Origin of the sequence: Halopelagius fulvigenes (genome assembly GCF_042662625.1) — an archaeon.
Classification (GTDB): Archaea; Halobacteriota; Halobacteria; order Halobacteriales; family Haloferacaceae; genus Halopelagius; species Halopelagius fulvigenes.
In genome coordinates, this window is the sequence record NZ_JBHSXH010000015.1 from 1,122,777 (window position 1) to 1,134,677 (window position 11,901).

General features: G+C 64.1%; 12 protein-coding genes. 8 read left to right on the forward strand and 4 right to left on the reverse strand.

Annotated features, from left to right (window positions below):
* Positions 1-83 precede the first annotated feature (83 nt).
* Positions 84-890, forward strand: a complete 807-nt coding sequence (locus ACFQEV_RS15930; protein ID WP_379698133.1) for a 4-phosphopantoate--beta-alanine ligase — start codon at positions 84-86, stop codon at positions 888-890.
* An 18-nt stretch (positions 891-908) separates the two neighbouring features.
* Here ACFQEV_RS15930 and ACFQEV_RS15935 read toward each other — a convergent pair whose 3' ends face one another.
* Entirely contained in the window at positions 909-2,024 is a 1,116-nt protein-coding gene (locus ACFQEV_RS15935; RefSeq protein ID WP_379698135.1) for a molybdopterin-dependent oxidoreductase, read from the reverse strand.
* A 567-nt stretch (positions 2,025-2,591) separates the two neighbouring features.
* Between ACFQEV_RS15935 and ACFQEV_RS15940 the strand changes: the two genes are divergently transcribed.
* A complete protein-coding gene (locus tag ACFQEV_RS15940) occupies positions 2,592-3,311 on the forward strand; it encodes a tyrosine-type recombinase/integrase (RefSeq protein ID WP_379699911.1) in 720 nt (239 codons plus the stop codon).
* Positions 3,312-3,462: 151 nt separating this feature from the next.
* Positions 3,463-3,747, forward strand: a complete 285-nt coding sequence (locus tag ACFQEV_RS15945) for a hypothetical protein (RefSeq protein WP_379698137.1) — start codon at positions 3,463-3,465, stop codon at positions 3,745-3,747.
* Positions 3,748-3,923: 176 nt separating this feature from the next.
* On the opposite strand, the gene ACFQEV_RS15950 is transcribed toward ACFQEV_RS15945, so the two are convergent.
* Positions 3,924-4,733 carry a DUF7537 family lipoprotein gene (locus ACFQEV_RS15950; RefSeq protein ID WP_379698140.1) on the reverse strand — a complete coding sequence of 270 codons (810 nt, stop codon included), beginning with the start codon at positions 4,731-4,733 and terminating at the stop codon, positions 3,924-3,926.
* Positions 4,734-5,306: 573 nt separating this feature from the next.
* Between ACFQEV_RS15950 and ACFQEV_RS15955 the strand changes: the two genes are divergently transcribed.
* The gene (locus ACFQEV_RS15955; RefSeq protein ID WP_379698143.1) at positions 5,307-5,774 is read left to right on the forward strand and encodes a hypothetical protein; all 468 of its coding nucleotides are present in this window, start codon (positions 5,307-5,309) and stop codon (positions 5,772-5,774) included.
* A gap of 351 nt (positions 5,775-6,125) precedes the next feature.
* Here ACFQEV_RS15955 and ACFQEV_RS15960 read toward each other — a convergent pair whose 3' ends face one another.
* Positions 6,126-7,127 (reverse strand): glutathione S-transferase family protein, encoded by a 1,002-nt coding sequence (locus ACFQEV_RS15960; RefSeq protein WP_379698146.1) that lies wholly within the window; start codon positions 7,125-7,127, stop codon positions 6,126-6,128.
* 183 nt (positions 7,128-7,310) lie between these two features.
* Here ACFQEV_RS15960 and ACFQEV_RS15965 point away from each other — a divergent pair, with 183 nt between their 5' ends.
* The 4 genes from ACFQEV_RS15965 to ACFQEV_RS15980 all read left to right on the forward strand — a co-directional run bounded on the left by ACFQEV_RS15965 (position 7,311) and on the right by ACFQEV_RS15980 (position 10,956).
* Positions 7,311-8,363, forward strand: a complete 1,053-nt coding sequence (locus tag ACFQEV_RS15965; protein ID WP_379698149.1) for a thiamine pyrophosphate-dependent dehydrogenase E1 component subunit alpha — start codon at positions 7,311-7,313, stop codon at positions 8,361-8,363.
* On the forward strand, positions 8,360-9,370 hold the full coding sequence (locus ACFQEV_RS15970) for an alpha-ketoacid dehydrogenase subunit beta (protein ID WP_379698152.1): 1,011 nt from the start codon (positions 8,360-8,362) through the stop codon (positions 9,368-9,370). Before ACFQEV_RS15965 ends, ACFQEV_RS15970 begins: the two co-directional genes overlap by 4 nt.
* A gap of 1 nt (position 9,371) precedes the next feature.
* Positions 9,372-10,370, forward strand: a complete 999-nt coding sequence (locus ACFQEV_RS15975; protein ID WP_379698155.1) for an NAD(+)/NADH kinase — start codon at positions 9,372-9,374, stop codon at positions 10,368-10,370.
* A gap of 79 nt (positions 10,371-10,449) precedes the next feature.
* Complete coding sequence (locus tag ACFQEV_RS15980; RefSeq protein WP_379698158.1) at positions 10,450-10,956, forward strand: VOC family protein; 507 nt, start codon at positions 10,450-10,452, stop codon at positions 10,954-10,956.
* A gap of 2 nt (positions 10,957-10,958) precedes the next feature.
* Here ACFQEV_RS15980 and ACFQEV_RS15985 read toward each other — a convergent pair whose 3' ends face one another.
* Entirely contained in the window at positions 10,959-11,831 is an 873-nt protein-coding gene (locus ACFQEV_RS15985) for a hypothetical protein (RefSeq protein WP_379698160.1), read from the reverse strand.
* Positions 11,832-11,901 lie beyond the last annotated feature (70 nt).

Below are 11,901 nucleotides of genomic sequence, written 5' to 3' on the forward strand. Positions count from 1 at the left end.
GCGCCCTCGAAGCCGAGTCGCGACGGACCGACCGACGACGACGCATCGTCCCGTTTTTCACCGCTTCGAACCAATCGCCGACAATGAGCGACATCGAGATTCCCGAGAGCCACCCGCGGTACCAGTCGCTTCTGACGCGACACCGCATCGAGGAAGGGGTGGAGAAGGGCATCACGAGCAGGCAGGGCCTCATCGCGGAGGGGCGCGGCGAGGCGTTCGACTACCTCCTCGGGGAGCGAACCCACCCCGCGGCCGACGAGGCGGAACGCGCGGCGGCGGCGCACCTCCTCCTCGCCGAGCGTCCGGTGCTCTCGGTGAACGGCAACGTCGCCGCACTCGTCCCCGGCGAGATGGTCGAACTCGCGGCGGCGGTGGACGCCGACGTGGAGGTGAACCTCTTCAACCGAACGGAGGAACGACTCGAAGCCATCGCGGACCACCTCCGCGACCACGGGGCGGAGGAGGTGAAGGGACTCGCCGCGGACGGCCGGATTCCGGGACTCGACCACGAACGGGCGAAGGTGGACGCGGACGGCATCGGCGCGGCCGACGTGGTTCTGGTCCCCTTGGAGGACGGCGACAGGGCGGAAGCGCTCGGAGCGATGGGCAAGACGGAGATAGTGATCGACCTGAATCCGCTCTCGCGGTCCGCGCGGGCCGCAGCGGTGCCGATAGTGGACAACATCATGCGCGCGGTGCCGAACATCACCGCGCACGCGCGAGACCTGAGCGACGCCTCCCGGGAGGAGTTAGAGCGAATCGTCGCCGAGTTCGACGCCGACGGCGCACTCGCGGCGGCGGAGGAGGCGATTCGGTGCGGTTCGCTCGACGACGCGGAGGCGGACGCCGAGACGGAGGCGGACGCCGAGGCGGCGCGGACGGACAACTGAGGCCGACGCGGTGGTTCGCTACCGGAATCCGCTCACCAATACCGCCGTCCACTGCGCGGCGTCGCGGCGGCGGCGCACCTCGATTCCGTCGACCCACTTTATCCACTGGAAGCCCCGGCGGTCCGGCGCGACCAGACGGAGAGGAAAGCCGTGGCCGTGCGAGAGTCGTTCGCCGCCGACGTGCGTCGCCAGGAGCATCCCCCGGGCCTCCTCGATGGGGAACGACCACCGGTAGCCCGTCACGGAGTGGACCGTCACCCACCGGGCGTCGTCGGCGGGCCCCGCCGCGTCCAGAATCGACCCGAGGCGGACGCCGCGCCAGTCGCGTTCGGCGTACCATCCGCTGGTGCAGTCGAGGAGGACGCGCCGTTCGTCGTCGGGCGCGAGTTCGTCTGCGGAGAGATCCAGCGTCGAATCGGTCAGGCCGCCGACGCGCAGGCGCCACGACTCCTCGTCCACGGGGTCGGGGTCGTCGGCGACCCAACTCGTCACCGGGAACGAGGCGTTCCCCGCTTCCGTCTCGCCCTCGGGTTCGAGTCCGTCCCCCTCAACGGGTTTCGACCCGGTGAAGCGCCGCCGCCGTCCGGGCGTCTCCAACGCGACGGCGAGGAGTTCCTGCGCGCGAAACAGGAGTGCGCCGCCGACGAGAAGCGCGCCGTACCGGAGCGCGGTCCTGCGGCCCTCGAAGTCGGTTCGGCGGGGCGGTCGAAAGCGCGTGACGAGGTGCGCGAGTACGAGAGGCAGGAGGACGAGTCCGAGTCCCACGTGGAGGTTCAGCAGGTTCCAGTACGCGAGGACGCGGGCGTTACCGCCGAGGACCCACCAGACGCCCGTGGCGAGTGCGGCGACGGCGACGGTCGCGGTGAGAACCGAGAGCGCCGTCGCCCGGTCCCACAGGCGAGAGTCGGTGACGCGAGTACGCACCCGGCGGAGTTTGAAGAACAACAGGAAGACGAACGCGACGCCCACGACGGAGTGGACGTAGAACACCGGCCAGTGTTCGGGGCGTCCGGCCCCGAGGCTGAGGACGCCGCTTCCGAACTCGACGAGGACGCACGCCAACAGCGACCAGTCGACCAGTCGCGGCGGCGGTTCGACTCGCGCGAAGAGGCGGCGGACGCTCCTGTCCGTCATACCGCCGTTAGGGGGTCGGAGAGAAAGAAGGCGTCGCCGCGCGGTGCGTCGGGGTCCGGGAAGTACAACGCAACTCGTCTACCAAGACTCGATTCGCGATACTTGATGAGATTGTTCTATCGAAACGCTCAGGACGTGACAGGAACGGTGTGCTGACTACAGAGGGTGCATCCATCGCAGACACCTCGTTTATTCCGTCTCTTCAACTCTGAACTAACCGCTAAGTAGCGCGTGCGAACGGTGCGAATATATAGGAACTCGTCTGATACGACGTATGGTACTAAGCTTGGCTGCGTACGTCTACGCTTCAATTAGAACAGACAACCACGATCTCAACGGTGGCTTCGCATTCATTCTCTTCCTCGCGGATTCGTTTACCGCAGCCGCCTTTGGCCCACCGTTACTTTAGACACAGTGTACTCTACGTCGGTTACGTTCCCGGAAGTTCTATTCGAACTGTATAGCTCCTGTACTCACCGACTCGGCTGGTTCATATCGAGTGCTGACCCGATGACCGACTCGCGCCCTCTATTCAGCACAACTTGGCGGTACTCCCAATCCGCCAGCATGAGGACGGCTACGGGTGTCTCATCCAACCAACCCGCGATTGAATGGACGGATCGCCATCGGTGGGCGCTCACGACCCGGCACACCCATGAGGATGTCCTCACCGACCGTCAGTTCGAATTCTTGCTGGAAGCGTGTTCGACACTTTCAGCGCCACACGATTTCGAAGCGAGATTCATCTGTCTCATCGTAGGGCGACTCGGGCTTCGCGCTGGCGAGATTGCACACTTTCAGACTGCGTGGGTGAACGGGGACCGACGGACGATCCGCATCCCACAACACGAACCGTGCCGGTGCGGATACTGCCGACGACAGGCCCGACAGGAAGCCACCCACAACGACGACCTCTCTGTCGAGGATGCTGTCGCGTCCCGGTGGCATCCGAAGACCGTAGCCTCAGCTCGACTTATCCCATTTGACCTCTCGCTTCGGCTGGAGCTGTGTATCGAGCGTTTTGCTAACCGGTACGATGCGTTTCCCCGCTCGCGGTCAACGATTAACAGACGAGTGCAGGCTGCCGCAAGCGCGGCTGACCTCTCGGGGCGGGTCTATCCACACTGTCTGCGAGCGACCGCTGCCAGCTATCACGCCTACAAAGGCGTCGCCCGGGTGCCGCTCCAAGCTCTGATGGGGTGGGGCGATTTAGCGACTGCACAGAAATACATCCGTATCTCCGGGACAGCGACTGCCGACGCGCTGCGTCGAGTCCACCACCGATAGGGACTCCTCAAACGTCCCTCAGTGACGGCGTGCCGGATACAGAGGATGAGTCCAACAATAGTCAGAGATTGCATCTACTCTGTACCTTCTGGAAACGTCTCATTACTACCGAGTAGGAACTTTGAGGAAGATGACGGGAGAGTAGAGAGTCATGAGTCCAACCGTCCACGAGGTTCGGAACGCAATTCGAGTGGCGACGGGTCGCTTCGAACGGGAGTTCGAGGCGTCGTTCACGAAGGAGGAGCTGCAGGCGATCTGTGAGGCACTCGAAGTCGATGTCGATGAGGCGGGGTGGCCATCGACAACGCGGATGCGCCGACTAATCCGGGCACAGGTCGGCATCGCGGAGTCACTGGAGGCGGCGGACGACTCCACGTTCCGGAAGGGCGAGCTTCAAGCGATTGCTGACGGGGTCGGGGCGTCATCCGAGCCGTAGTCGCCAGTCTCTCGATCAGTTTGCCTGCTGTGAGTCCCGATCCGAAGCTCTCGAGTGAGAGCGCCTTCTCTGCAGCACAGCCACTGAAACCTACTCAAAAGCTGTCAAAAGCGACGTGCTGACTACAGAGGATGGATTGATCAACCTGGCAGCCCGGCCGGTATCAAGCCGAGTAGTTACGACCCCGCCGTCGCGTTCGCCGCCCAGTCCGGTTTCTCAACGTCGGTGCTCCCCACGTCGGACAGGGTGTACGCCTCCGTAATCCTCCGGGTGGAGTAGTCAGTCCAGACGAATTCGTACTCATAGTGGCGGATGACGCCGTTTTCGTCGATCAGGAGTGTCGCTGAGAACTCCTCGTACCACGAACTCGCGTTCTCGCCTCCTGGCAACGAGGCGGACAGCGCGTCGACGCCGGTGGCCTCGTAACGCATCACCGGAACGCCCTGGAACGTCTCGACGCCTTCACGCTCGTAAGTGGCGTCAATCGCAGCAAACGCGTGCTGGCCTCCGCTGTCGTTGTTGAACCATCCACGCCAGAGATACCGCTCGCCCGACTCGTTGAACACCGGGGCGCGGAAAGAACTCACTCCCGACCCGTTCTCCGTCCGGGACAGGGTGTACTCCGCACTTCCGTTCGAGTAGACCGAACGGTTCCCCGAAAAGTAGCCGGTGGTGTGTCCGAGGTACTGTGAGTCGCCGGGCTCAACGAGAAACCGGGCCGTCTCGTTCATGTACGTGAAGTTCCTTTCTGAAGGGTGGAGAACGCGATCCTTCCGGGTTTTCTCGATCAAGAGCGTGAAACTCGTGTTCGCTAGCGCGTCCGCGTGGGTGTCGAACACCGACTGGTCGATGGCCGACGCGTTCGGGAAATCGGCAGGGGACGCATCGGGCGACGCTCCGTTCCCACCCGTGCCTTGAAGTCCAGTACATCCTGCGAGGACCAGGAGGGCGACGACGGCAATCGCTGAGAGCAGGGACGTACGCATAGGCTTACTATTCAATTATCTACAATTAAGGCTGACGGGTAATTCCACCTCTCGGACACAGAGCGATGCCACCCTAACCCCATGTTGTGATTCTCAGGAGAATCAGCCCCGAACCGATTGCAAGATACGCGCACTCTATTCAGCATCGACAGAACAGATTATTCTAGTGTTGATAGGAACGGAGTGACCGATACAGAGGGTACACCTCTCAGGGAGACTTCGTTTATTTCGTCTCACCGGTGCTGAACTAACCGTTAAGTAGGTGTGCGAATGTCTCACCGACACCTACTCAATCGTGAGTGTTGTTCTTGGACCATGCCCTCTGAAAACCCCAGTATTATCGACCGTATTGGTCAAACCCTCGTTGTTGCTATTCTCGTATATCTGACGACATTTATCCTTCTCGTAGGTATTGGCTCCGTCGGGGCGAGTATCAACCCACTATTCGCAATTCTTCTCGGACTCTTTGTCACGTATGTTGGATTCTCCCTCTATTACTATCGGAATCCAAGCGAAGTTGAGTTGTAGACGCTCTGCACAAAGCATTTAGTTAAATAATAGGGCTGTTCACTCATGCCCCTCCGACCATCACGCCGACAGTCCATCCTTCTAATAACCTCCGCCCTTAGCGCAACCGCTGGCTGTCTTGACTCATCTAGCGACACGGAATCCACTAATGAATCACCCACCTCTGCTTCACCTGCTGAGACCCCTCTTGAGACACGTACCGACGTTCAGTTCACACTCTGGAATAGAGATGATGAATTACATACTATCTCGCTAATCGTTACTACTGGCGGAGAACAGGTGGTTGAGCAGTCAAGAGAGCTGAGTTCACATACGAGTGTAGATGTTTTTGAAGCCCTCAAGCAGAACGGAACATATACCGTAACAGCACAAATCGAAACGGGAGCTAAAACTACAGTAAGGGTTGAGGACCTCTGCGCGAAGAATGAATATCTACAGATACAGGTAGAGAATGAAGAAACCGTGACGGTTGTTCGTAAAATGCAGACTGTTGACCCACAACCTACTTGTTAGAGAGTGTGTGCTGAGTAGGAAGTAACCTACCTGTACCGACCGATTCTGACAATCAACGCCACACTGGGTCCCCATGACCGAGACGCGCTATCTATTCAGTACGGCCTCGTCAAGCTATCACTAATCGAGTATCTCTATGAAACGGACGAGACGGGGGATTTGCGCTAAAATATGACCAAAACAACCGCTCCGGGCAGTCGTACCGCGACGAGCGGAGCGAGTCGCGGAATGTTTTCGGTCGAGCTTTTTGCGATGTTCACGAGACGCATGGCGTCTCGTGCGCCAGCGAGAACGCTCGCGTTCTCGCGAGAGCGGTGCGCCCGCGGCGCACCCGAATCTGCAAAAAGCTCGTTAGTCGTCGGCGCGCGCGGCGTCGCCCGTTAGGTCCGAGGGGAGGTTCGCCTCCAGTCGGTCCCTGTCGTGCGGCGCGTCGAAATCTATGTCCGGGCCGACGGGGACGAGTCGCTTCGGGTTCAGGTCGGCGTGACTCTCGTAGTAGTGCCGGACGATGTGGTCGAAGTTGACCGTCTCCGCGACGCCGGGCAGTTGGTACAGTTCCTTCGCGTAGTTCCAGAGGTTCGGGTACTCGTGGATGGGCCGGCGGTTGCACTTGAAGTGGGTGTGGTAGACGTGGTCGAAGCGGACGAGCGTGGCGAACATCGCGACGTCGGCCTCCGTCAACGCGTCGCCGACGAGGTATCGCTGTTCGTTCAGCACCGTCTCCCACCGGTCGAGGGCGTCGAACAGGTCGGAGACGGCCCGGTCGTACGCCTCCTGCGTCTCGGCGAATCCGGCGCGGTAGACGCCGTTGTTGATGGGTTCGTAGATCGCGTCCAAGGCGGTGTCCACCTCGTCGTGGTAGCCCTCGGGCCAGAGGTCAACGTCCCGCGTCGCGTACTCCTCGAACTGCGTGTCGAGCATGCGCATTATCTCCCGGGACTCGTTGTTCACGACGGTCTCTTCCTCTTTGTCCCAGAGGACGGGCACGGTGACGCGCCCGGTGAACTCGGGGTCCGCGCGGGTGTAGATGTCGCGCAGGTACGGTTCGTCGTAGAGGGGGTCGGGGTACTCCTCGGAGAACTCCCAGCCGTCGTCGATGCGGACGGGTTCCACGACGGACAGGGATATCGCGTCCTCCAGTCCTTTGAGGCGGCGCGTCATCGCGGCCCGGTGCGCCCACGGGCACGCGCGCGAGATGTAGAGGTGGTAGCGGCCCGACTCCGCCGGGAACTCGGCGTCCGAGTCCGCCCGAATCCGGTCGCGGAACGACGTCTCCTGGCGGTCGAACTCCCCCTCCTCGTTCGTGGACTCGTAGGCGTCGATTCGCCACTCGCCGTCCACGAGCATGTTCACCGACGACCACCTCCGTGAGTCGGATGTCGCGTCATGGCGCGACGTACGGGCTCGACGGGGTAAACCGTTCGGCGGTCTGGCGGCGGCCGTACAGGGACGGACGAGTTAGAATCTGACACATTCACTGAAACACATCGATTTAGTGACGTTTATGACCGATACTGAAGAACACGCCTATGGAGCATGGTATCAATAGACATAGACACGGAAGACGGGCAACGCGAGATACTCCGACGCATGCTCACCATCAGGGCGTTCGACGACAAGGTGGGCGAACTGTTCGAGGACGGCGAACTGCCGGGGTTCGTCCACCTGTATATCGGCGAGGAAGCCGTCGGCGTCGGGGCGGCGGCGGCGTTAGAGGACAAGGACCTCATTGCCTCAACGCACCGGGGTCACGGCCACTGCATCGCCAAGGGACTCGACCCCGAGGGGATGATGGCCGAGGTACACGGCAAGCAGAAGGGGTACTGCAACGGCAAGGGTGGGTCGATGCACATCGCAGACGTCGACGCCGGGATGCTCGGCGCGAACGGCATCGTCGGCGCGGGGCCGCCGTTGGCGACGGGCGCGGCGCTTTCGGCGCAGATGCGCGACTCCGACCAAGTCGCGCTGGCGTTCTTCGGCGACGGGGCCGTCGCGCAGGGGCAGGTCCACGAGTCCATCAACCTCGCGGCGACGTGGGACCTCCCGGCCGTCTTCCTCGTCGAGAACAACAAGTTCGGCGAGGGGACGCCCGTCGAGAAGCAACACAACATCGAACACCTGAGCGAGACGGCGGAGGCGTACGACATCCCGGGCTTCACCGTGGACGGCATGGACGTCGTCGCGGTGAACGAGGCGGTCAGGGAGGCCCGCGAACGCGCCGCGAACGGCGAGGGGCCGACGTTCATCGAGGCGGACACCTACCGCTTCCGCGGGCACTTCGAGGGGGACCACCAACCCTACCGCGACGAGGATGACATCGGCGAGTGGCGCGAGGGCCGCGACCCGATACAGAACTTCAAGAACCGCCTGTTGGAGGCGGAGACGATAGACCAAGACGAGTTCGAGTCGATGCGCGAGGAGGCGCACGACCGGATAGCGGCGGCCGTCGAGTCCGCACAGGCGGCGGACGACCCGGCCCCGCACGAGGCGTACGAGGACATGTTCTCGATGCACGTACCGGACATCGACCGATTCGCGCGGTCCGCCGCGACCGACGGCGGGCGGAATAACGGAGGAGAGAGCCGATGAGCACCGAATCACGACCCGGCGACAGCATAGACCAGACGGAGACGATGACGATGCGGGAGGCCATCAGGGCGGCCCTCCGCGAGGAGATGCAGGACGACGAGAACGTGTTCATCATGGGCGAGGACGTCGGCGAGTTCGGCGGCGTCTTCAGCGTCACGGACGGCCTCGTGGACGAGTTCGGCGAGAACCGCGTCCGCGACACGCCCATCAGCGAGGCGGGGTTCACGGGCGCGGGCGTCGGCGCCGCCGCGACGGGGATGCGACCCGTCGTCGAGATAATGTTCTCGGACTTCCTCGGCGTCGCCTCCGAGCAGATAATCAACCAGATGGCGAAGATGCGCTACATGTTCGGCGGGAAGACGGAGATGCCCATCACCGTCCGCACCACCGAGGGCGGCGGGATGGGCGCGGCCAGCCAACACTCCGGCACCCTCCACACGTGGTTCGCGCACTTCCCGGGCCTGCTTGCGGTGGCACCGGGAACGCCGCGGGCCGCCAAGGGCTTGCTCAAGTCGGCCGTTCGCTCGGACGACCCGGTGTTCTTCTTCGAGAACAAGATGATATACGAACAGGAGGGCGAGGTGCCGACGGACCCGAACTACACCGTCCCCCTCGGGCAGGCGAGCGTCGAACGCGAGGGCGAGGACGTGACCGTCGTCGCCACCCAGCGCATGGTCGGCGAATCGCTGGACCTCGCCGAGGAGATGGCGGGGCAAGCGAGCATCGAGGTCATCGACCTCCAGTCTCTGTACCCCCTCGACACGGACACGCTGGTCGAGAGCGTCGAGAAGACCGGTCGCCTCGTCGTCGCCGACGAGAGCCCCCTCTCCTACGGCACGCATGCGGAGGTGATGGCCCGCGTGATGGAGGACGGGTTCTACAGTCTCGACGCGCCGCCGATGCGCGTCGGCGTCGCCGACACCCACATCCCGTTCAGTCCGACCTTAGAGCAAGAGGTCATCCCGTCCGCCGAGGACGTGCGAAGCGCGGTGGAGAAACTGGTGTAGAGTGACCGCCCGAGTCGGGCTGGTCGTCAACCCCGCGGCGGGGCGCGACATCCGCCGCCTCACCGGCGGGGCGAGCGTCAGCAACAACTACGCCAAGCGCCGCACCGCCGAGTGCGTCCTCGCCGGCGTCGGCGTCGTCGAGGGCGCGGAGGTGCTCGCGATGCCCGACGCCTCCGGCATCGCGGAGCGCATCCTCGATTCGGCCCCCGACGGCGTCGAGACCGGACTCCTCGACTTCGCACCCGAGGGCGGCCCCCGAGACACGCGCCGCGCGGCCGAACGCCTCCGAGAGGCGGCCGACGCGGTGGTCGTCCTCGGCGGCGACGGGACGAACCGCGACGCGGGGACGAACGTCGGCGACGTGCCCTTAGTGTCCGTCTCGACGGGCACGAACAACGTCGTCCCGACGGCGGTGGACGGCACCGTCGCGGGGATGGCCGCGGCCCTCGTCGCCGACGGCGCGGCGGACGCGGAGGCGGTCAGTTACCGGCACGGAACCGCCGTCGCCGAGGTGGACGGGCGCACCGGTCGAGAGACGGTCACGGGCCTCGCCACCGTCGGCGTCGTGGACGAGGCGTTCGTCGGCACGCGCGCGCTCTTGGACTCGGAGAGTCTCGTCGGCGGCGTCGTCTCCCGCGCCGCCCCCGGCGAGATAGGCATCTCCGGCGCGGCGGGCGCAGTCCACCGCGTCGAACCGGACGACCCCGGCGGCGTCGGAATCCGCTTTGCGCCCGCCGGGGAGGCGTCGCGCCGCGTCCGCGCCGTCACCGTCCCGGGCGTCGTCTCGGAACTCGGCGTCGCGGAGTGCCGCCGCCTCGACACCGAGGAGTCGTTCGCCTTCGAGGCGGAGACGGCCGTCGTCAGCGCCGACGGCGAACGCGAACTGGAGGTCCGCGACGCCGAAATCGCGATTCGCCCGGTGGACGACGGCCCGCGAATCGTGGACGTGGACGCCGCACTCGCCGCCGCCGCGGAGGGGGGGTTCTTCGTCGGGCGGTAGGCCGCCGACGCGTCGTCCGCGCGGACGTTCTCCCCCGCACCCAACACACTATTTCACGAACTACCATTAAGAATCTCGCATGGACTCGGACTCGATACCGAACCTCGACATCGACGTACCGGAGATAAGCCAAGTCGCGTTCGTCGTGGAGGACATCGAAGACGGGATGGACCGCTTCGGCGGCGTCCTCGGCGTCGGCCCGTGGCAGGTGTACCACTTCGAACCGCCGACGCTCCACGACACGACGTTCCGCAGCGAGGAACGGGAGTACTCGATGACGCTCGCCCTCGCGGACGTGGGCGGGACGATGATAGAACTCATCGAACCGTTGGAGGGCGAGAGCCTCTACACCGAACACCTCGAAGAACACGGCGAGGGCCTCCACCACGTCGCCTGCTTCGCGTTCGAGGACCCCGAATCGGTGGTCGAAGCGTTCGAGGACGAGGGGATGCCCGTCGTCCAGAGCGGTGTCTACGACGAGACGCCGTACTGGTACTTCGACACGGAGGAGGAGCTGAACGGCGTCGTCTTCGAGACGGCGGCGAACGTCGAGGCGATGGGAGAACCCGACGAAGAGTACAGGTAAGCTCAGGCGGGAGTCGCGGCGTCCCGCACCTCGACGTCGCGTCGGGCGGCGACGTGACCGCGAATCGTCAGCCTCACCGGCCCGTCCTCGAAGGCGGTGTACGAGGTGTCTATCTCCACGGACGCCGTCGTCTCCTCGCCCGCGGCCACGTCGCGTTCGACCACGCGCGACTCGTCGTCGTCGGCTATCACGTGCGTCGGCCAGTAGACGGCCGCGAGGAACCGACCGTCCGTCTCGGAGACGTTCCGCGCCGTCAGCGAGACGGAGAGGGTCTCCCCCTGCGACACCGACTCGGGGACCCCCAGCGAAACGAGTTCGAACCGGGGCGACGGCGCTTCGAGGCGGTCGGCCATCCGAGTCGGAAGCGACCACTCCGAGTCGTCCGGTTCGAACCGAATCCGGGGGTTCGAGGCCGACAGCGGAGACGGCACCTCGAAGGCGAGGAACGACCGGTCACTGCCGCCGAAGTTCTGCCCCACCGGACTGCCCTCCCGACCCGCGACGGAGCGGTTTATCCCTCCGGCGGTGTCGGAGAGGCCGGGGTTCCACGAATCGGCGTCGGTGCGGAAGGTGAAATCCGACCCCGAGAGGCCGTCGGGCGGTCGGACCGACGCGACGACGTACTGCCGTCCCTCGACGGCGAGGACGCCGCCGGACCCCATCATCGACTCGTACGTCACGGCTTTCCTGACGACGGGGTCCTCCACGACGACGCCCGAGACGGGCGTCGAATCGGTCCTGTCGGGCGTTTTGTCCGTTCCTCCGTCCGTCGATTCGTCGGTTCCGCTCTCCGATTGCAACGACGCGCGCGAGAGACACCCCGCGCTCCCGGAGACGCAGAGTCCGCAGAGGGCGAGCATCCGTCGGCGGTCCATATCCGGCCGTTTCGCACGCCGAGATAAGTACTTTCAGTAGATTCGAAGAGGCGTTTTCCCGTTCCGACCG